This is a genomic window from Streptomyces sp. NPDC003691, assembly GCF_053981115.1.
Genome location: NZ_JBSFNQ010000085.1, coordinates 1 through 20,762 on the forward strand (window position 1 = coordinate 1; position 20,762 = coordinate 20,762).

Below are 20,762 nucleotides of genomic sequence, written 5' to 3' on the forward strand. Positions count from 1 at the left end.
GGCCCCAATAGCTCAGTCGGTAGAGCGTCTCCATGGTAAGGAGAAGGTCTACGGTTCGATTCCGTATTGGGGCTCCGCAGAAAAAGAAGGCCCCCGCCGTCAGGCGGGGGCCTTCTTCGTATGGGCGGTGGCCCGCCCACTGGGCCGGGCTACGGCTTGCGGGGCTCCGGGATACGGAGGGCGAGGATGGCCATATCGTCCGAGGCGGGTTCCGCGGCGAAGCGTTCCACGGCACGCATGACCCGGGCGGCGACCGCGCCGGCCGTCAGGCCCGTACAGGCCTTGAGTACCTCCGCGAGGCCGTCGTCGCCCAGCATCCGGCTGCCCTCCCGGCGTTCGGTGATGCCGTCGGTGACACAGAGCAGGACATCTCCGGGAGCCAGGGTTACCGACTCCTCGTACAGCTCCAGGTCCTCCATCACACCCAGCAGGGGCTGGGGTTCGGCGGGGGCGTCCACCGTGCCGTCCGGACGGAGCCGGAGCGGGAGGGGATGGCCGGCGCAGACGACCTTGAGCCGGGCGCTGCCGTCCTCCTGCGGCCACAGCTCGCCGTAGAGAAGGGTGAGGAACCGGCTCCGGGCTCCCTCGTCGAGGATGGCCGCGTTCAGCCGCTCCAGGACCGCGGGGCCGCCGAAGCCCTCGCGGGCCAGCAGACGCAGGGCGTGCCGGGCCAGGCCGGTGACCGCGGCCGCCTCAGGGCCCGTACCGCAGACATCGCCGATGGCGAAGCCGTAGGCGCCGTCCCGGATCGGGAAGACGTCGTAGAAGTCGCCGCCGACCTCGTTGCCCTCGCCCGCGGCGCGGTAGATGACCTCCACGTCGACGCCGGGGATCTGCGGGGACTCCGGCGGCAGCAGACTGCGCTGGAGGGACTGGCTGATCGCGACGCGCTCGGAGTAGAGGCGGGCGTTGTCCAGCGCCAGGGCGGCCCGGCGGGAGAGGTCCTCGGCCAGTTCCAGGATCTCCTGGCGGAAGTGCTCGTCCGTGGGCTTGCCGAGGATCAGCATGCCGATCGCGCGGTTGCGGGCGAACAGCGGGAGGACAACGGTTTCGCCACCGACTGCGGCGGCGGTGGCGAGGGTGCTGCCGATGCCCGAGGAGACCGGTGAGGAGGAACCGAGGCCCAGTTCACGCTTGGAAGTCTCCAGGGCGGCCTGCTGGGCCGCCTTGGCCGGGGCGGTCCAGGTCCGGGCGCCGGGTGTGGAGACCGGTACCGGCGGGGCGATCTTGGAGAGCAGCTCCTTCAGACCGTCGATGCGGTCCTCGTCCTCGTGGAGGACATAGCTCAGATGGGGGGCCGAGCCCTGGTCGGCGATGGTGTAGACGGCGCACCAGGTGGCCAGGGTGGGCACCGTCATCTGGGCCATCAGCGCCAGTGTCTGGTCCCGGTCGAGAGTGCCCGCGAGCAGGTCGGAGGCCTCGACCAGGAAGGACAGGGAGCCGCGGCGCAGCCGCTCCAACTCGCCGAGGCGGGCGGACTCCACGGCCAGGGCGATCCGGTCGGCGGCGAACTGGAGGCGCAGGGCCTCCTCGTTGGTGTAGCGGCCGGCGGATTCGGCGGCGACGCCGAGGGAGCCGGTGAGCCGGCCCTCTACCTTCAGCGGGACGGTGACGACGGACCGCATACCGGTGGTGTTGAGGAGGGGGACCGCGCCGGGCACGGAGGTGAGGTCGTCGTGGACGGCGGGCATCCGGGCGGAGCCGTACCGGCCGGTGCCGGCTTCGACGGGAACGCGGGCGAACCGCTGGCGGGCCGAGGGGAGGCCGGTGGTGGCCCGTACCTCCAGCTCCGTTTCGTCGTCGGTGGCCAGCAGCAGGAAGGCGGCGTCACCGTCGAGCATGTCGCGGGCGCGCTCGACGGTGCGCTGGAGGAGCCCGTCGAGATCGTCGGGGGCGGGCGAGCCGATGAAGACCTCGAACGGGTCCGTCGAATGGGACTCGCTGCCGCTGTCGGGGACGGTGATCCGGGTCGGGGTCTGGAGGACGGCGCGCTCGTCGTCCCGTACCAGCAGACAGACCGTGGAGGGTTCGCCGTGGGTATCGCGTACCCGCAGATGGGAGGCGTAGACGGGGATGACGCGGCCCTCGGTGTCCCGGATGCCGTAGCTGCCCTCCCAGCGGGAGAGCTGGAGCGCCTCGGCGATACCGGTGCCGATGCCGGGGGTGTGCGGCCAGGCGGCGAAGTCGGCGAGGGGCTTTCCGGTGACCTGGTCGGCGGCGTAGCCGAAGAGGTGCTCCGCGTCCTCGTTCCAGACGGAGATGGCGCCGGTGCGGTCGATCTGGGCGACGGCGACCCGGACGCGTTCGTCGGCGACGGGCAGCAGGGCGGTCGGCAGGGCCGGACCGGCGGAGCGGGTGCCGACGGGGCGCTGGGGGAGGTCGAGCTGGAACCAGACCTGTTTGAAGGTGGCGGTGTACTCGACGCCCCAGCGGGAGGCGAGGGCGGAGCAGAGTTGGAGCCCGCGGCCGTTCTCGCTGTCGAGCGGGGCGAGGACATGGCTGCCCTGGAGAGGGATTTCGCGCTCGGGGTAGCGGTCGGCGACCTCGATGCGGATATGGTCCTCGGTGCGCAGACACAGGACGTCGGCCGAGGTCCCGGCGTGCACGATGGCGTTGGTCACCAGTTCGCTGGTGAGGACGACCGCGTCGTCGATGATGTCGGAGTGGCCCCAGCCCTGGAGCGTGTCGCGGACGAAGGCGCGGGCGGTCGCCACGGACCTGCCGACGGGGTCGAAGGAGGCGGCTGCCCGAGCGGTGATCACTGAACTCCTCGTACGCGTCTCGACGCCCGGCTCTGCCATGATCGGCTCGTCCCTCCCGGTGCCCGGTGCTGTGCGTGCGCCCGTGTCGCCCTGGCCGGGCGGACCGGGGCGGTTGGACAGCCGGATGCCAGGTTACTTACCTTCGCAGTCCGAGCGGGTGCCGGTCGCCGTTGTTTCCGCCCTGAGGGGGCGGTGACGTTGTGCGAAGCTGCCGAACTGTTATGGCCTGGTTCGGTACGGGTGAAACACTGGACACTCACCCGATACGAGCTCGGATAGTACGGTCAACCCCTGCGGGAGGGACACGGTGGAGTCTGGCGTGGCGGCGCGTGGCAGGAACACGCGCGCGAAAGGCGGACGGTCCCGGGGCAATGGGACGACCGAGGTGGACACGGTCGCGCTGAACCGGCTGCTGGCGGCTTTGACGTCGATGCGGGACGGGAACTTCCGCAAGCGGCTGACCGTGTCGGGCGACGATCTGATGGCCGAGATCGCGGCCGTCTACAACGAGGTCGCGGACCGGAATCTGCATCTCACGGGCGAGCTGGCCCGGGTCCGCCGGGTCGTGGGGCGTGAGGGGAAGCTGACCGAGCGGCTGGAGACCGGGGCCTGCGAGGGGTCCTGGGCGGCCGCCATCGACGCCTCGAACGCGCTGGTGGACGAATTGGCGCGGCCGGTGTCCGAGGTGGGGCGGGTCCTGTCGGCGGTGGCCGACGGCGATCTGGAGCAGCGTACGGAGCTGCGGTCCCAGGGCACGGACGGGGTTGTCCGGCCGCTGCGCGGGGAGTTCCTCAAGGTGGCGCGGACGGTCAACAGCCTGGTGGACCAGTTGTCCGCGTTCACGGACGAGGTGACGCGGGTCGCCCTGGAGGTGGGTACCGAGGGCAAGCTCGGCGGGCAGGCGCAGGCGCGCGGGATGTCGGGTTCCTGGAAGGACCTGACGGACTCGGTCAATACGATGGCGCAGCGGCTGACCGCGCAGGTGCGGGATATCGCGCTGGTCACCACGGCGGTTGCCAAGGGTGATCTGTCGCAGAAGGTCACCGTGCATGTGGCCGGGGAGATGCTGGAGCTGAAGAACACCGTCAACACGATGGTGGACCAGCTCCAGTCGCTGGGTTCGGAGGTCACCCGGGTCTCCCGCGAGGTGGGTACGGAGGGGCTGCTGGGGGGGCAGGCCGAGGTGCCCGGGGTCGCGGGTGTCTGGAAGGACCTGACGGACTCCGTCAACACCATGGCGGGGAACCTGACCTCGCAGGTGCGGGCGATCGCCGAGGTGACGACGGCGGTCGCCAGCGGTGATCTGTCGCAGAAGGTGACGGTGAACGCGCGGGGCGAGGTGGCGCAGCTCGCCGAGACCGTCAACCAGATGACGGAGACGCTGCGGACGTTCGCCGACGAGGTGACGCGGGTCGCGAGCGAGGTCGGCGGGGAGGGGATGCTCGGCGGCCAGGCGCAGGTGCCGGGTGCGGCGGGTACCTGGAAGGACCTCACCGACTCGGTGAACACGGTCTTCCGCAATCTGACCACGCAGGTGCGGGACATCGCCCAGGTGACGACGGCGGTCGCCAACGGTGATCTGTCGCAGAAGGTCACCGTGAACGTGGCCGGGGAGATGCTGGAGCTGAAGAACACCGTCAACACGATGGTGGACCAGCTCCAGTCGTTCGGTTCCGAGGTGACCCGGGTGGCCCGGGAGGTCGGTATCGAGGGCCGGCTGGGCGGTCAGGCCCGGGTGCCGGGTGCTGCGGGTACCTGGAAGGACCTCACCGACTCGGTGAACACCGCGTTCCGTAACCTCACCGGTCAGGTGCGGGACATCGCGCAGGTGACGACCGCGGTGGCGAACGGTGATCTGTCGCAGAAGGTCACGGTGGACGTGGCCGGGGAGATGCTGGAGCTGAAGAACACCGTCAATACGATGGTGGCGCAGCTGTCGTCCTTCGCGGACCAGGTGACCCGGATGGCGCGGGACGTGGGTACGGAGGGCCGGCTGGGCGGTCAGGCCCGGGTCGACGGGGTGAGCGGCACCTGGAAGGAGCTGACGGACTCCGTCAACTTCATGGCCGGGAACCTGACCTGGCAGGTGCGGCAGATCGCGCAGGTGACGACGGCAGTCGCGCGGGGTGATCTGTCGCAGAAGATCGACGTGGACGCCCGGGGCGAGATCCTGGAGCTGAAGAACACCATCAACACGATGGTGGACCAGCTGTCGGCGTTCGCCGACCAGGTGACGCGGGTGGCCCGTGAGGTGGGTACCGAGGGCCGGCTGGGCGGTCAGGCGCAGGTGCCGGGAGTGGCCGGGGTCTGGCGTGATCTGACGGACTCGGTGAACGGCATGGCGGGCAATCTGACCGACCAGGTCCGCAATATCGCCCAGGTCGCCACCGCGGTCGCGCGGGGTGATCTGTCGCAGAAGATCGAAGTCGATGCCCGGGGCGAGATCCTGGAGCTGAAGAACACCATCAACACGATGGTGGACCAGCTGTCCAACTTCGCCGAGCAGGTCACGATGGTGGCCCGCGAGGTGGGTACGGAGGGCATGCTCGGCGGCCAGGCCGAGGTGCAGGGCGTCTCCGGTACCTGGAAGGACCTGACCCAGTCCGTCAACTCGATGGCGAACAATCTGACCTCGCAGGTGCGGAGCATCGCGGAGGTCACCACGGCGGTCGCCAAGGGCGATCTGTCGAAGAAGATCACCGTGGATGCCAAGGGCGAGATCCTGGAGCTGGTGACGACCGTCAACACGATGGTGGACCAGCTGTCGGACTTCGCGGACGAGGTGACGCGGGTCGCGCGCGAGGTGGGTACCGAGGGTGTCCTCGGCGGTCAGGCCAGGGTGCGGGGTGTCACGGGTATCTGGAAGGACCTCAGCGACAACGTCAATCTGATGGCGAACAATCTGACGAACCAGGTGCGGAACATCGCCCGGGTGTCGGCGGCGGTCGCCAACGGCGATCTGACGAAGAAGGTGACGGTCGAGGCGCGCGGCGAGTTCGCGGAGCTGGCGGAGACCGTGAACACCATGGTGACGACCCTGTCGTCGTTCGCCGACGAGGTGACCCGGGTGGCCCGTGAGGTGGGCACCGAGGGCGAGCTGGGCGGTCAGGCGCAGGTGCCCGGGGTATCGGGGACCTGGAAGGACCTGACCGAGTCGGTGAACTCGATGGCGTCCAATCTGACCTGGCAGGTGCGGCAGATCGCGACGGTCACCACGGCGATCGCCAAGGGCGATCTGACCCGGAAGATCGATATCGATGCCCGGGGCGAGATCCTCGAACTGAAGACGACCATCAACACGATGGTCGACCAGCTGTCGGCGTTCGCCGGCGAGGTGACCCGGGTGGCCCGTGAAGTGGGCACCGACGGGCAGCTCGGCGGCCAGGCGCGGGTCCGGGACGTGGACGGCACCTGGCGGGACCTGACGGAGTCCGTGAACGAGATGGCCGGGAACCTGACCCGGCAGGTGCGGGCGATCGCGGCGGTGGCGACCGCGGTGACCCGCGGGGACCTGAACCTCAAGGTCGACGTGGACGCGGCCGGGGAGATCCAGGTCCTCCAGGACAACATCAACACCATGATCGCGAACCTGCGGGACACCACCCTCGCCAATGAGGAGCAGGACTGGCTGAAGGGCAATCTGGCCCGGATCTCCGGTCTGATGCAGGGGCGGCGGGACCTGGACGACGTGGCGTCGCTGATCATGAGCGAGCTGACGCCGGTGGTCTCGGCGCAGCACGGCGCGTTCTTCCTGGCGATGCCCACGGGCGGCAGTTCGGACGTCTCGGGCGAGGAGGAGACCTCGTACGAGCTCCAGATGCGGGCCAGTTACGGCTATTCGGCGGGGCTGATGCCCACATCGTTCCGGCCGGGGGAGACGCTGATCGGGACGGCCGCCGAGGAGAAGCGGACGATCCAGGTCAATGTGCCGCCCGGTTATCTGAAGATCTCCTCGGGGCTGGGGGAGGCGTCGCCCGCGTATGTGATCGTGCTGCCGGTGCTCTTCGAGGGCAAGGTCCTCGGGGTGATCGAGCTGGCGTCGTTCCATCCGTTCACCCAGATCCAGCGGGACTTCCTCAACCAGATCGCCGAGATGATCGCGACGAGCGTCAACACGATCAGTGTGAACACCAAGACGGAGGTCCTGCTCAAGCAGTCCCAGGAGCTGACCGAGCAGCTGCGGGAGCGGTCGGCGGAGCTGGAGAACCGGCAGAAGGCTCTCCAGGCGTCCAATGCCGAGCTGGAGGACAAGGCCGAGCTGCTGGCTCAGCAGAACCGCGATATCGAGGTGAAGAACACCGAGATCGAGGAGGCCCGGCAGGTGCTGGAGGAGCGGGCCGAGCAGCTCGCGGTCTCGATGCGCTACAAGTCGGAGTTCCTGGCGAACATGTCGCACGAGCTGCGGACCCCGCTGAACTCCCTGCTGATCCTGGCGAAGCTGCTGGCGGACAACGCGGAGGGCAATCTCTCGCCGAAGCAGGTGGAGTTCGCCGAGACGATCCACGGCGCGGGCTCCGATCTGCTCCAGCTGATCAACGACATCCTCGACCTCTCGAAGGTCGAGGCGGGGAAGATGGACGTCAGCCCGACCCGGATCGCGCTGGTGCAGCTCGTGGACTATGTGGAGGCCACGTTCCGGCCGCTGACCGCGGAGAAGGGGCTCGACTTCTCGGTCCGGGTCTCGCCGGAGCTGCCCGCGACGCTCCACACCGACGAGCAGCGGCTGCTCCAGGTGCTGCGCAATCTGCTGTCGAACGCGGTGAAGTTCACCGACTCCGGGGCGGTGGAGCTGGTGATCCGCCCGGCCGGAACCGATGTGCCGGCGTCGATCCGGGAGCAGTTGCTGGAGGGCGGTTCGCTGGCGGACGCGGACGCGGACCTGATCGCGTTCTCCGTCACCGACACCGGGATCGGGATCGCGGCGGGGAAGATGCGGGTCATCTTCGAGGCGTTCAAGCAGGCCGACGGCACGACGAGCCGGAAGTACGGCGGTACGGGGCTCGGGCTGTCGATCAGCCGGGAGATCGCGCGGCTGCTCGGCGGTGAGATCCACGCGGCGAGCGAACCGGGCCGGGGTTCGACGTTCACGCTCTATCTGCCGCTGCACCCGGTGGTGCCCGCGGCGCAGGCGGGCGGTGCCGGGGACGGTACGGCGCTGGAGATCGGGGCGCCGCTGGAGCGGCCGGAGCGGATGGTGCCGGGCGATCCGGGGCCCGCGGCGCTGTTCCGGCGGCGCCGCAAGGCGCTGGGCGGTCTGCCGCAGAATCCCGCGCTGCCGGCCGCGGGCGGCCCTGCCGGTGCCGGGGACGGCGCCCAGGGGGCCGCGGTGGCGGGCGGTGGCGTGCCGGTGCTCGGGGAGGAGCCGGCCGGTGCCGATGTGCCGGTGGAGCCGCGCCGGGTCTTCGCCTTCGACAACGAGAAGGTCCTCATCGTCGACGACGACATCCGCAATGTCTTCGCGCTGACCAGTGTGCTGGAGCAGCACGGTCTCTCGGTGCTGTACGCGGAGAACGGCCGGGAGGGCATCGAGGTGCTGGAGCAGCACGACGATGTGACGGTCGTGCTGATGGACATCATGATGCCGGAGATGGACGGCTATGCGACGACGACGGCGATCCGCCGGATGCCGCAGTTCGCGGGGCTGCCGATCATCGCGCTGACGGCGAAGGCGATGAAGGGCGACCGGGAGAAGGCGATCGAGTCGGGAGCGTCCGACTATGTGACCAAGCCGGTTGATCCCGATCATCTGCTGTCGGTGATGGAGCAGTGGATGAGGCAGCGGTGACCGGTGAATCATGCGCGGGGAGTGAGCGGAGAAGGTTCCGGAGACGGCCGCTCCCCGGGTAAAACCGATCGCTTCTCTGTCAGTTGCTGACTGAGTCTGCCTGAAGGTGTGTGGGAGAGTGGTTTTCGGGGAACCTTCTGGTCTCCCGGGACGTTTCTGCTCTGTGCACAGTGACATCCCGGTGACAGGGTGTGGCGGTGGGCGGGGTGCGGCTACCATGACCGGCACAAGGGCGGGCGGCGCAAGGGATCCGTCCCCTGGGGCGGCGCCCGGTGCGTTCCCCGCGCTCACGAGGCCGGGGAGACGCCCATCCGGGGCGAGGAGGACGGGGCATGGTGCAGAAGGCCAAGATCCTCCTGGTCGATGACCGGCCGGAGAATCTGCTGGCGCTGGAGGCCATTCTCTCCGCGCTCGATCAGACACTGGTCCGGGCATCGTCCGGGGAGGAAGCGCTCAAGGCGCTGCTGACGGACGATTTCGCAGTCATCCTGCTGGACGTCCAGATGCCCGGCATGGACGGCTTCGAGACCGCGGCGCACATCAAGCGGCGGGAGCGGACCCGGGACATCCCGATCATCTTCCTGACGGCCATCAACCACGGTCCGCACCACACCTTCCGCGGCTACGCGGCGGGCGCGGTCGACTACATCTCCAAGCCGTTCGACCCCTGGGTGCTGCGGGCCAAGGTCTCGGTCTTCGTCGACCTGTACATGAAGAACTGCCAACTGCGCGAGCAGGCCGCCCTGCTGCGGCTCCAGCTGGAGGGCGGTGACGGCCGCGCCCTGCCCGACTCGCCGGGCAAGGAGGCCGTGGGGCTGCTCGCCGAGCTGTCCGCCCGGCTCGCCGCCGTCGAGGAGCAGGCGGAGGCGCTCTCCAAGCAGCTCGACGACGAGTCCGCCGATGCCGCGGCCGTCGCGACCGCCGCCCATCTGGAGCGCAAACTGACCGGGCTGCGCCGGGCCCTGGACGCGCTGGAGCCCGGTGCGGGCACCGCGCCCGCGCTCCCCTCGCAGAACTGAGTCGTCTCCTTCGGACCCTGCCGGGCCCGGCCCCGGTGCCGCCGCCTTCGGACCCTGCCGGGCCCGGGCGGTCCGGCCCCGGCACCGTCCGCTGAGCCCCTGTCACCTTCGCGCCGTCTCACGGCGACACGATGGGGTGAAGCGGTGGGCACACGTGTCCACCGCCGCTCGCACCGGTAACCTCACCCCCATGGCCTCACGTACGTCCGGCAAGGGTTCCCAGGGCACGGCGGGCACTGCGAAGCCGCGCCCCGGCCGTACGAGCGGTGCGCCCGCTGCCAAGAAGGCGGCGCCCGCGAAGAAGGCCGCCGGAAAACCACCGGCGAAGAAGGCCGCGCCAGCCAGGAAGCCCCCGGCGAAGAAGTCCGCCGCGCCGAAACCCGCTCCGAAGAAGGTGCCTTCGCCGACCGGGGGCGTGTACCGGCTGGCGCGCGCCCTCTGGATGGGGACGGCCCGAGCCGTCGCGGCGGTGTTCCGCGGCATAGGGCGGGGGGCCAAGGGGCTCGACCCGGCCCACCGCAAGGACGGCCTGGCCCTGCTGCTGCTCGGGATCGCGCTGATCGTCGCCGCCGGGACCTGGTCCCATCTCAGCGGCCCGGTCGGCGATCTCGTCGAGATGCTCGTCACGGGCACCTTCGGCCGGCTCGACCTGCTGGTGCCGATACTGCTCGGGGTGGTCGCCGTCCGGCTGATCCTCTATCCGCAGAAGCCCGATGCCAACGGGCGGGTCGTGATCGGGCTCTCCGCCCTGGTCGTCGGTGTCCTCGGCCAGGTCCACATCGCCTGCGGATCGCCCGGCCGGGACGCGGGCACCGGCGCCCTCCAGGACGCGGGCGGGCTGATCGGCTGGGCCGCCTCCAAGCCGCTGATCTTCATGATGGGCGAGGTCCTCGCCGTACCCATGCTGGTCCTGCTGACCGTGTTCGGACTCCTGGTCACCACCGCCACGCCCGTCAACGCCATTCCGCAGCGGCTGCGCCTGCTCGGGGTGAAGCTGGGGCTCGTCCGGCCGCTGCCGGAGACCGGTCCGCTCGACGGGGCCGGCGGAGACGGTACGGACGACGAGCGGCGCTACGACGAGCAGTGGCGGGACGCGGTATCCGGCGGCGGCCCCCGCCGGACGTCCGGGCGCCGCGGCGGCGGGGCGCCGTACGACCCCGACGGGGCCGAATCCGCGGAGCTGTCGCAGCGGCGCCCGCCCCGCCGCGGCTCCGTACAGCCCGCCCTGCACCGGCCCATGGACGCGGTCGACGTGGCGGCCGCCGCGGCCGCGGCGCTGGACGGCGCCGTCTACAACGGCCTGCCGCCGTCGCCCCTGGTCGCCGATCTCACCAAGGACGTCACCGCCGATCTGCGGCGCGCCGGGACTCCGGTACCGCCCGCCCGGGACGCGGACCGGCCGGAGGAGCCCGCTCCGGCGAAGCCCCGGCCCGCCGGAAAAGCTGCCGGGAAGGCTGCCGGGAAGGCCGAGGGCTCGTCCTCCGTACCCGATCTCACGAAACCCGCGCCCGAACCCTCGCCGCTGCCGCCGCGGGCCGAGCAGCTCCGGCTCGCCGGGGACATCACGTACTCCCTGCCCTCCCTGGAACTGCTGGAGCGCGGCGGCCCCGGCAAGACGCGCAGCGCCGCCAACGACGCGATCGTGGCCTCGCTGACCAACGTGTTCCGGGAGTTCAAGGTCGATGCCGCCGTCACCGGCTTCACCCGCGGACCGACGGTCACCCGGTACGAGGTGGAGCTGGGCCCGGCCGTGAAGGTCGAGCGGATCACCGCGCTGACCAAGAACATCGCCTACGCCGTGGCCAGCCCGGATGTACGGATCATCTCGCCGATCCCGGGGAAGTCCGCGGTCGGTATCGAGATCCCCAACACCGACCGGGAAATGGTCAACCTCGGCGATGTCCTGCGGCTCGCGGACGCCGCGGAGGACGACCACCCGATGCTGGTGGCGCTCGGCAAGGACGTCGAGGGCGGCTATGTGATGGCCAACCTCGCCAAGATGCCGCACATCCTGGTGGCGGGCGCCACCGGATCCGGCAAGTCGTCGTGCATCAACTGCCTGATCACCTCGGTGATGATAAGGGCGACTCCGGAGGACGTCCGGATGGTGCTGGTCGACCCCAAGCGGGTCGAGCTGACCGCGTACGAGGGCATTCCGCATCTGATCACCCCGATCATCACCAACCCCAAGCGGGCCGCCGAGGCGCTCCAGTGGGTCGTCCGCGAGATGGACCTGCGCTACGACGACCTCGCGGCCTTCGGGTTCCGGCATATCGACGACTTCAACGAGGCGATCCGGGCCGGGAAGGTGAAGCTGCCCGAGGGCAGCGAGCGGGAGCTGTCGCCGTATCCGTATCTGCTGGTCATCGTGGACGAGCTGGCGGATCTGATGATGGTCGCCCCCCGGGACGTGGAGGACGCGATCGTACGGATCACCCAGCTGGCGCGGGCCGCCGGAATCCACCTGGTGCTCGCGACCCAGCGGCCGTCCGTCGATGTCGTCACCGGTCTCATCAAGGCGAATGTGCCGTCGCGGCTGGCGTTCGCCACCTCGTCCCTGGCGGACAGCCGGGTCATCCTCGACCAGCCGGGTGCCGAGAAGCTGATCGGCAAGGGCGACGGGCTCTTCCTGCCGATGGGCGCGAACAAGCCGGTCCGGATGCAGGGCGCCTTTGTCACCGAGGGCGAGGTCGCCACCGTCGTCCAGCACTGCAAGGATCAGATGGCGCCGGTCTTCCGGGACGACGTCACCGTCGGCGGCAAGCAGAAGAAGGAGATCGACGAGGACATCGGCGACGATCTCGACCTGCTGTGCCAGGCGGCGGAGCTGGTGGTCTCCACCCAGTTCGGGTCGACCTCCATGCTCCAGCGGAAACTGCGGGTCGGCTTCGCCAAGGCGGGGCGGCTGATGGACCTGATGGAGTCGCGGAACATCGTCGGGCCCAGTGAGGGGTCCAAGGCGCGGGACGTGCTGATCAAGCCGGACGAGCTGGACGAGGTGCTGGCGGTGATCCGGGGCGAGTCCGCCCCGTGACCGGGTGATCCCGTGACCGGGTGACGGGGCCGGACCGGCTTCCCGGGGGCCGTTCGGTGCGCCCGGCGCGACACGCCCAAGGGGCGGACGCGCCGGGGCGCGCCCCGGCCGCCGTGCGATACGGCCGGGGTGTTCGCACTCCCGGGGGACGGGGGAGCAACCGTTTCCCTTGCCCGGACGTCAAGTTGGGATAAGAGGGAGTGGAAACTCTCCTCGACACCCTCGGTGCACCGGCCCTTCGGATGGCGTACAGACTCCTTCCGCCCGGTTGCCCCACCCTTTCGTACCACCCGTAGACTGAACCTCCAGCAGGTGGTTACACGCTCGAAAGGCGCCCCCGTGTCCATCGGCAACTCCCCCGAAGACGACCGTCCTTCCGTCCCGGAGGACCGGCCTTCCATCGGCCGTGTGCTGCAGCAGGCCCGTATCGCGTCCGGACTGACCGTCGACGAGATCAGCGCCACCACCCGCGTACGTGTGCCGATCGTCCAGGCGATCGAGCAGGACGACTTCACCCGCAGCGGCGGCGATGTCTACGCCCGCGGCCATATCCGGATGATCGCCGGGGCCGTCGGGCTCGACCCCGCCGACCTGGTCCGGCAGTACGACGCCGAGCACGGCGGGCGGCCGGCGCCGACCCCCGCCGCCCCGCTTTTCGAGGCCGAGCGGATCCGCCCCGAGCCGCGCCGCCCCAACTGGACGGCGGCGATGGTCGCGGCCATCGTCGCGGTCGTCGGCTTCGTCGGGTTCACCCTGTTCAACGGCGCGGACGACGGCAGCGGAAAGGGCCAGGTCGCCAAGGGGCCGCAGGCCGAGCGGTCGAGCAGCCCCGGGGCCGCCAAGCCGACCGGCGGGCCGGGCGGCACCCCCGGCCCGGTCCCCTCGGACTCCGCCATCGCCGCCGCTCCGGCCGACAAGGTCACCGTCAAGCTGACCGTCGTCAAGGACAAGAGCTGGATCTCCGCCAAGGCCGCCAACGGCAGGAAGCTCTTCGACGGCACCCTCGCCGAAGGCGACACCCGCACCTTCCAGGACGACCGGCGGATCAACCTCATCCTCGGGAACGCCGGGGCCATCGAGCTGTATGTGAACGGCAAGAAGATCGAAGACGAGTTCCGAACGGGCCAGGTCGAGCGGCTGTCGTACACGAAGGGCGACCCCGAGGCCGGCTGATCCGGCGGCCGTGCGGCCGGGTCCTCCCGGCCGGGTCACGGCCCGCCGGGGGGTGCGGGACGGCGGGGCGCCGGCCCGGCGCCCCCGTCCGGCGAGGCTCGGGGCGAATCCGCGGGTCCGGACGAAGTAGTCTTGAGCCCATGCCCGAACGCCGTACCGTCGCCCTTGTCACTCTTGGCTGCGCCCGTAACGAGGTGGACTCGGAGGAGCTAGCAGGCCGTCTGGCAGCGGACGGCTGGGACCTGGTCGACAACGCCTCCGATGCCGACGTCGCCGTCGTCAACACCTGCGGCTTCGTCGAGGCCGCCAAGAAGGACTCCGTCGACGCCCTCCTGGAGGCCAACGACCTCAAGGACCAGGGCCGCACCCAGGCCGTGGTCGCGGTCGGCTGTATGGCCGAGCGGTACGGCAAGGAGCTGGCCGACGCCCTCCCCGAGGCCGACGGCGTCCTCGGCTTCGACGACTACGCGGATATCTCCGACCGCCTTCAGACCATCCTCGGCGGCGGGATCCACGCCTCGCACACCCCCCGCGACCGGCGGAAGCTGCTGCCGCTGAGCCCCGTCGACCGGCAGTCCGCCACCGATGTGGCGCTCCCCGGGCACGGCGCCCCCGTGGACCTCCCGGAGGGGCTGGCTCCGGAATCCGGGCCGCGCGCCCCGCTCCGCCGCAGGCTCGGCAGCAGCCCGGTGGCGTCCGTGAAGCTGGCATCCGGCTGCGACCGGCGCTGCACCTTCTGCGCCATCCCCTCCTTCCGCGGCTCCTTCGTCTCCCGCCGCCCGGCCGATGTCCTGGGCGAGACCCGCTGGCTGGCCGAGCAGGGCGTCAAGGAGATCATGCTGGTCTCCGAGAACAACACCTCCTACGGCAAGGACCTCGGCGACATCCGGCTGCTGGAGACCCTGCTGCCCGAGCTGGCGGCCGTCGACGGCATTGAGCGTGTACGGGTCAGCTACCTCCAGCCCGCCGAGATGCGGCCCGGGCTGATCGACGTCCTCACCGGGACACCCAAGGTCGCGCCGTACTTCGACCTGTCGTTCCAGCACTCGGCCCCCGGCGTGCTGCGGGCCATGCGCCGCTTCGGCGACACCGACCGCTTCCTGGAACTGCTGGAGACCATCCGGACCAGAGCCCCGCAGGCCGGAGTGCGCTCCAACTTCATCGTCGGCTTCCCCGGCGAGACCGAGGCGGACTTCGCGGAGCTGGAGCGTTTCCTCACCCATGCCCGCCTCGACGCCATCGGTGTCTTCGGCTACTCCGACGAGGACGGCACCGAGGCCGCCGGCTACGACGGCAAGCTCGACGAGGACACCGTCGCCGAGCGGCTCGCGCACCTCTCCCGGATCGCCGAGGAGCTGACCGCGCAGCGCGCCGACGAGCGCCTCGGAGAGACCCTGGAGGTCCTCGTCGAGTCCGTCGCTGGTGACGGCGGCGACGAGGACGAGGCCGCCGTCGGACGCGCCGCCCACCAGGCACCCGAGACCGACGGCCAGATCGTCTTCACCTCGGCCGAGGGGCTCGCCCCGGGCCGGATGGTGCTGGCCAAGGCCGTCGCCACGGAGGGTGTCGACCTGGTGGCCGAGTACACCGGGCTGCCCGGCGAAGCGGCACCGGCCGCGGTCGCGGCGGCATCCGCGGCCCGGCCCTCCGCGCTCGACGAGCTGGTCTCCGGCGCCACCGCCCTCGGCGCCCGCCCGTTCCCGGCCGAAGGCGGCCGGCGCGCCGTCGCCGAGGAGGCGGGCAGATGACCGGAGTGCCGGCATCCGCCGGGGGCGGCCGGCCCGGGCGGCCGACGCCGCCCGGCGGGAAGCTGGGCGCTGCGGCCGTCAACCAGGCCAGCCTGTGGAACATCGCCAACCTTCTGACCATGCTGCGGCTGGTCCTCGTCCCGGCGTTCGTGGTGCTGCTGCTCCAGGACGGCGGATACGACCCGGCCTGGCGCGCCTGGGCCTGGGCGGCCTTCGCCGTCGCCATGATCACCGATATCTTCGACGGCCATCTGGCCCGGACGTACAACCTGGTCACGGACTTCGGCAAGATCGCCGACCCGATCGCCGACAAAGCGATCATGGCCGCGGGGCTGATCAGCCTCTCCGCCCTCGGCGATCTTCCTTGGTGGGTCACCGGGGTCATCCTCTTCCGTGAGCTGGGCATCACCCTGATGCGGTTCTGGGTGATCCGTCACGGAGTGATTCCGGCCAGCCGGGGCGGAAAAATGAAGACCCTGGCGCAGGGCACGGCCGTCGGAATGTACGTCCTGGCGCTGACCGGCCCCCTCGCCACCCTCCGCTTCTGGGTGATGGCACTCGCCGTCGTGCTGACCGTCGTCACCGGTCTGGATTACGTGCGCCAGGCGATTTCGCTGCGCCGCCGGGGCCTGGCCAAGGAACGCGGTGCGGAGCCGGGCCGGCGATGACGGCCGAGACGGCCGCGCGCCGCGCCCTGGAACTGCTTGCGGAGCGTGACCAGACGCTGGCCGTCGCCGAATCACTCACGGGTGGACTGGTGGCCGCCGGGCTGACGGCCGTGCCCGGCTCGTCGCGCTCCTTCCGGGGCTCCGTCACGGCGTACGCCACCGAACTGAAGCGCACGCTCCTCGGTGTCGACGGGACCCTTCTGGCGCAGCGCGGCCCGGTGGATTCCGAGGTCGCACGGCAGATGGCGGCGGGTGTACGGGCCGCGCTGGGCGCGGACTGGGGTCTCGCCACCACCGGGGTCGCCGGGCCGGGCCCGCAGGACGGCCGGCCCGCCGGGACGGTCTTCGTGGCCGTATCGGGACCGGGCGGAAACGAGAAATCGGCCGCGCTGCGATTGAACGGCAGCCGGGCGGAAATCCGTAGAGAGAGTGTACGGAGCGTGCTGGAGCTGCTCGTCGGCGAATTGCAGGGAACCGCGCGGGCACAGGATACGGAACAGAACGGGGGGAATTGATGTTTACAGCCCTGAGTGAACACGTCATCGCTCCCCGCACGGCCGCAGCGCGAGGCGGTACGGTGGGGCGTGAAGGATGCGGCTACGCGGTCCGAGGAGGGAGCCACCGATGATTCTGCTCCGTCGCCTGCTGGGTGACGTGCTGCGTCGGCAGCGCCAGCGCCAGGGCCGTACTCTGCGCGAAGTCTCCTCGTCCGCCCGAGTTTCGCTCGGCTATCTCTCCGAGGTGGAGCGGGGGCAGAAGGAGGCTTCCTCCGAGCTGCTCTCCGCGATCTGCGACGCGCTGGACGTACGGATGTCCGAGCTCATGCGGGAAGTGAGCGACGAACTCTCGCTCGCCGAGCTGGCCCAGTCGGCTGCGGCCGCCGAGCCGGTGCCCGCACCGGTGCGCCCGATGCTGAATTCCGTCTCCGTGACGTCGGTGGCGGGTGTGCCGACGGAGCGGGTGACCATCAAGGCGCCGGCGGAGGCCGTCGACGTCGTCGCGGCCTGAACCGTCGGCCGCCGGCCGTCTTCGCGGGTCCGTCCGCGGGGCGGCCCGTGTCGTCCCGGAGGGGCCGCTACGGGCGGTCCGCTTGCCCAGGGCACGAGTGAAGCCCCGGTGCTGTCCACCCCCGCGCGGGCGTGGACAGCACCGGGGCTCTCTGGGTTTACGGGGCCGTGGGCCGGCTGTGGGTGTACGGGCCGTGGGCCGTGGGCCGTGGGCTGTGGGCTGTGGGTTCCGGGTTCTCCGGGGTCATCGGGTTTTCCCGCGGTCGCGCGGGGCAGGCGCCACTCGTCGAAATGTTCCCTCCCGGGTGCTATGTCATGGTGGGAGGGACGGTGACCGAGTGGAGGACGCATGTCTGTCGTGAAGAGCCCCCTGTCCGATGCCGACCTCAAGAGCGTCGGTACGGCGCTCCAGGGAGCGCTCGTGGATCTCGTGGACCTCGGTCTGGTGGCCAAACAGGTCCACTGGAACGTCATGGGCCCCCGGTTCCGCTCCGTCCACCTCCAGCTGGACGAGGTCGTCGACACGGCGCGGCTGCACTCCGACACCGTGGCCGAGCGGTGCTCGGCGATCGGAGTGTCGCCCGACGGGCGGGCCGCGACCGTCTCCTCGCAGAGCGCCATCGGGGGAGTCCCGGAGGGCTGGATCAAGGACACCGACGCGGTGCGGATCATGGTGGACGCGCTCGGCGCGGTGATCGGGCGGATGCGGGAGCGGATCGGCGTGACCGGGGATCCGGACCCGGTGAGCCAGGACATCCTCATCGGCCTCACGGGCGATCTTGAAAAGCACGCGTGGATGTTCCAGGCGGAGAGCGTCTGACGGCTGCGGCGGAGTGCGGGCTCCGGCCTGCGGAGAGTCTCCGGATTCCGGGTCCCGGGCGGAACGTTTCCGGGAACGCCGGAACGCCGGTGGATGCCTGAAGCCCGCGATGCTTCCGGCGGAGAACGTCCGGACCGGCGTCGGGCCGGTCCTTCGTGGCACGGGGAGTGCGGGGCGTGCGCCCCGGACGGGTACCGGCCGGGTGCGTCCGTACGCCCTGTGGTGGACGGTCGGGCCGGTCCAGCATGAAGTCCGGAGGGAGGCCGCCGTGGTGCGACATCGGATCGCCGTCGGGCCGGTCCTGGCCGGGCTGCTGGGCGGTGCGCTGTGGTGGTGGGCCGTCCTGAGACTGGCACTGGTACCGGAGCGGTCCGGGCTGGCCGAGGGTTTCCTGGCGGCGGGCGGCTGGGGTCTGGGGCTGCTCCCGGTGCACGCCACCGCCTGGCGAGGACCCCGGAGCGGGCGGCCGGTGCCGCCCGGGGACGGGGCGGCCGGGCCCGGCGGGTGAGGTGCGGCCGGGGGCGCGGGGCACGGCCCGGGCGCGGCGCGTCGCGCCACGGGCGGGACGGGTGAGCGGCGGAAGCGGACGTGACGGGTGAGTAGCCGGAAGTGGGCCGGACGGGTGAGCGGCCGGTGCGGGTGGTGCCGCGGGCGGGTTCACCAGGGCATGGTGGCGCCGCCGTTGGGGCGGATGATCTGACCGGTGGTGAAGGCGGCCGCGTCCGAGGCCAGGTGCAGTACGGCGTGGGCGACGTCTTCGGGCTCGCCGACTCGCCCCAGGGGGGAGCGCCGGGCCATCGACCTCTCGACCGCGCGGCGCTCGGCGGGGTCGTTCCGGTGGGTCATCGGGGTGCGGATCCAGCCGGGCGCGACGGTGTTCGCGCGGATGCCGTGCGGGCCGAGCTCGGTGGCGAGGGTACGGGTGAGCTGGACGACGGCGGCTTTGGCCGCGCTGTAGCCGAAGAGACCCGGGTGGGCCGTGTCGACCGCTCCGGAGGCCACGGTGGTGAGGGAGCCGCGGGTGCCGGTCGCGATCATGGCGCGGGCGGAGTGCCGGCAGGCGTACAGCACCCCCTTGAAGTTGACCGCGAGTACCCGGTCGAGGTCCTCGTCGGCGGTGTCGAGCGCGGGGGCACTGTGCATGATCCCGGCGGCCGTGGCGAGGATGTCGAGACGTCCCGAGGTGTGCACGACGGAGCCCACCGCGGCCGCGACGGCGGTGTCGTCGGTGACGTCGAGCGGGTGGCGGTGTGCCGTACCGCCATCGGCGGCGACCAGGGCGAGAGTCCCGTCGAGGCCCCGTTCGTCCAGGTCGGCGCAGTGGACCGCGGCCCCCGCCCGGGCCAGGAGCAGGGCGCAGGCGCGGCCGATTCCGCTGCCCGCGCCGGTGACCAGCGCCGTGCGGCCGGTGAGGTCGTACGCCATGAGGGGCATACCGGGACCGTACGACTGGATCTGACGAGGCGTCAACTACGGTGGCCGGGGGCGGGACCGCGCTGGCAGCGGGGGCACCAGTAGGTGACGCGCTCGTCGCCGGACGGCTCCGCGGCCGGGGCGGCCGGTCCCGGCGACCGTCCCGAGGCGGTGGCGACGGGGCCGCCGCAGCGCAGACAGGGCGCGCCGCGGCGGCCGTAGACATAGAGCAGCGGGCGGCGGTGGCCGGTGCCGGGCACCGTACGGCGCTCGACGGTGTCCCGGTTGGCCGTGAGCAGCCGGTGCGCGGTGGCGACCAGCCGGGCGACCGTCTCCCCGGAGAGTTCGCCGACCGGCAGCCAGGGGGTGACTCCGGCCAGGAACGCCAGCTCGCAGCGGTACACATTGCCGATTCCCGCGAGGTTGCGCTGGTCCAGCAGAGCGTCGCCGATACTGCGGGCGGGATCGGCCCGCAGCCGGGCGGCCGCGGTGGCGGCGTCCCAGTCGGGGCCGAGGAGATCGGGACCGAGGCGGCCGGTGATCCGGTCCTCTCCGGCGGTGGGCAGCAGCTCCAGCACCGGGAGGCGGTAGCCGACCGCGGTCCGCTCCCGGTTGCCCAGCACGGCCCGGATCTGATGGGCCGGGCCGCCCGTCCACCGCTCGCCGTCGGCGAAGATCCGCCACGAGCCGTCCATCCGCAGATGGGAGTGGAGCGTCGCGCCGCCCTCGAAGCGGGTCAGCAGATGCTTGCCGCGCGGGACCACCTCCAGCACCGTGCGCCCGGTGAGATCGGCCGTGGCGAACCGGGGCACCCGGAAGTCGAACCGGGTCAGCACCTGCCCGGCGAGGGCGTCGTGAAGCCGCCGCGCGGTCAGCCAGACGGTGTCTCCTTCGGGCATGCCTCCATAATGCGCGGCTTCCCGGGTGGGGCGTCGCCGCCGGGCCCGCCGTTCCTCCCCGCGCGACCGCCGGGCGACTGCCGGGCGGGGAGGGTCCGGCGCCGTACGGCCGGGTACGCCGCCCGCGGGGCCGGTTCGGCCGCAGGGCGGCCGCGGAGGAGGAGGCAGGGCCCCTCGGGGTACGGCGTACCTCCGGGCGGTCCGGGACCTCGCCCGGGCCGGGGCGGCGTACGGCCGCCGGATACGGCCGCGGGCCGCACGGCCGGGTGCGGGGTGCGCGATCCGGCCGGGAGGCCCTGCCCCGGCCCGGGTGGCATACGGCCGCGAATCCGCCCATTCCGGCCGCGGGCCGCACGGCCGGGCGCCGGGTACGGGGTGCGCGGCCGGGGAGGTGCGCGGTGCGCGATCCGCCTGGGAGGGGCGTACGACCGGCA

13 protein-coding genes and 1 tRNA gene are annotated in these 20,762 nt (G+C 71.4%); 11 read left to right on the plus strand and 3 right to left on the minus strand.

The window, feature by feature from the left end; translation table 11 throughout:
* Position 1 precedes the first annotated feature (1 nt).
* Positions 2-74 (plus strand) — tRNA-Thr (locus ACWDR0_RS28500).
* Between the two features lie 75 nt (positions 75-149).
* Here ACWDR0_RS28500 and ACWDR0_RS28505 read toward each other — a convergent pair.
* The gene (locus ACWDR0_RS28505; RefSeq protein ID WP_456354662.1) at positions 150-2,801 is read right to left on the minus strand and encodes a SpoIIE family protein phosphatase; all 2,652 of its coding nucleotides are present in this window, start codon (positions 2,799-2,801) and stop codon (positions 150-152) included.
* A gap of 268 nt (positions 2,802-3,069) precedes the next feature.
* On the opposite strand from ACWDR0_RS28505, the gene ACWDR0_RS28510 reads away from it, so the two are divergent.
* The 10 genes from ACWDR0_RS28510 (at position 3,070) to ACWDR0_RS28555 (ending at position 18,524) form a co-directional block, all read left to right on the plus strand.
* Positions 3,070-8,547 (plus strand): HAMP domain-containing protein, encoded by a 5,478-nt coding sequence (locus ACWDR0_RS28510; RefSeq protein WP_456354663.1) that lies wholly within the window; start codon positions 3,070-3,072, stop codon positions 8,545-8,547.
* A 332-nt stretch (positions 8,548-8,879) separates the two neighbouring features.
* Positions 8,880-9,566, plus strand: coding sequence for a response regulator (locus ACWDR0_RS28515; protein WP_456354664.1), 687 nt, complete (start codon positions 8,880-8,882; stop codon positions 9,564-9,566).
* 190 nt (positions 9,567-9,756) lie between these two features.
* Entirely contained in the window at positions 9,757-12,600 is a 2,844-nt protein-coding gene (locus tag ACWDR0_RS28520) for a DNA translocase FtsK (RefSeq protein ID WP_456354665.1), read from the plus strand.
* Positions 12,601-12,939: 339 nt separating this feature from the next.
* On the plus strand, positions 12,940-13,773 hold the full coding sequence (locus ACWDR0_RS28525) for a helix-turn-helix domain-containing protein (RefSeq protein WP_456354666.1): 834 nt from the start codon (positions 12,940-12,942) through the stop codon (positions 13,771-13,773).
* Between the two features lie 140 nt (positions 13,774-13,913).
* The gene (gene rimO, locus ACWDR0_RS28530) at positions 13,914-15,521 is read left to right on the plus strand and encodes a 30S ribosomal protein S12 methylthiotransferase RimO (RefSeq protein WP_456354667.1); all 1,608 of its coding nucleotides are present in this window, start codon (positions 13,914-13,916) and stop codon (positions 15,519-15,521) included.
* Positions 15,518-16,189, plus strand: a complete 672-nt coding sequence (pgsA, locus tag ACWDR0_RS28535; RefSeq protein ID WP_456354668.1) for a CDP-diacylglycerol--glycerol-3-phosphate 3-phosphatidyltransferase — start codon at positions 15,518-15,520, stop codon at positions 16,187-16,189. Before rimO ends, pgsA begins: the two co-directional genes overlap by 4 nt.
* Positions 16,186-16,704 (plus strand): CinA family protein, encoded by a 519-nt coding sequence (locus tag ACWDR0_RS28540; protein ID WP_456354669.1) that lies wholly within the window; start codon positions 16,186-16,188, stop codon positions 16,702-16,704. Before pgsA ends, ACWDR0_RS28540 begins: the two co-directional genes overlap by 4 nt.
* A gap of 109 nt (positions 16,705-16,813) precedes the next feature.
* Positions 16,814-17,197 carry a helix-turn-helix domain-containing protein gene (locus ACWDR0_RS28545; RefSeq protein ID WP_456354670.1) on the plus strand — a complete coding sequence of 128 codons (384 nt, stop codon included), beginning with the start codon at positions 16,814-16,816 and terminating at the stop codon, positions 17,195-17,197.
* A 348-nt stretch (positions 17,198-17,545) separates the two neighbouring features.
* Positions 17,546-18,016, plus strand: a complete 471-nt coding sequence (locus ACWDR0_RS28550; RefSeq protein WP_456354671.1) for a Dps family protein — start codon at positions 17,546-17,548, stop codon at positions 18,014-18,016.
* Between the two features lie 268 nt (positions 18,017-18,284).
* Entirely contained in the window at positions 18,285-18,524 is a 240-nt protein-coding gene (locus ACWDR0_RS28555) for a hypothetical protein (RefSeq protein WP_456354672.1), read from the plus strand.
* 149 nt (positions 18,525-18,673) lie between these two features.
* Here ACWDR0_RS28555 and ACWDR0_RS28560 read toward each other — a convergent pair whose 3' ends face one another.
* Positions 18,674-19,486, minus strand: a complete 813-nt coding sequence (locus tag ACWDR0_RS28560; RefSeq protein ID WP_456354673.1) for an SDR family NAD(P)-dependent oxidoreductase — start codon at positions 19,484-19,486, stop codon at positions 18,674-18,676.
* Complete coding sequence (locus ACWDR0_RS28565; RefSeq protein ID WP_456354674.1) at positions 19,483-20,328, minus strand: DNA-formamidopyrimidine glycosylase family protein; 846 nt, start codon at positions 20,326-20,328, stop codon at positions 19,483-19,485. Before ACWDR0_RS28565 ends, ACWDR0_RS28560 begins: the two co-directional genes overlap by 4 nt.
* Between the last annotated feature and the right edge of the window lie 434 nt (positions 20,329-20,762).

Coding starts and splice junctions, on each gene's coding strand:
- ACWDR0_RS28505 (WP_456354662.1), bottom strand. CDS start 2,801: ATGGCAGAGCCGGGCGTCGAGACGCGTACGAGGAGTTCAGTGATCACC.
- ACWDR0_RS28515 (WP_456354664.1), top strand. CDS start 8,880: ATGGTGCAGAAGGCCAAGATCCTCCTGGTCGATGACCGGCCGGAGAAT.
- ACWDR0_RS28520 (WP_456354665.1), top strand. CDS start 9,757: ATGGCCTCACGTACGTCCGGCAAGGGTTCCCAGGGCACGGCGGGCACT.
- rimO (WP_456354667.1), top strand. CDS start 13,914: ATGCCCGAACGCCGTACCGTCGCCCTTGTCACTCTTGGCTGCGCCCGT.
- pgsA (WP_456354668.1), top strand. CDS start 15,518: ATGACCGGAGTGCCGGCATCCGCCGGGGGCGGCCGGCCCGGGCGGCCG.
- ACWDR0_RS28540 (WP_456354669.1), top strand. CDS start 16,186: ATGACGGCCGAGACGGCCGCGCGCCGCGCCCTGGAACTGCTTGCGGAG.
- ACWDR0_RS28545 (WP_456354670.1), top strand. CDS start 16,814: ATGATTCTGCTCCGTCGCCTGCTGGGTGACGTGCTGCGTCGGCAGCGC.
- ACWDR0_RS28550 (WP_456354671.1), top strand. CDS start 17,546: ATGTCTGTCGTGAAGAGCCCCCTGTCCGATGCCGACCTCAAGAGCGTC.
- ACWDR0_RS28565 (WP_456354674.1), bottom strand. CDS start 20,328: ATGCCCGAAGGAGACACCGTCTGGCTGACCGCGCGGCGGCTTCACGAC.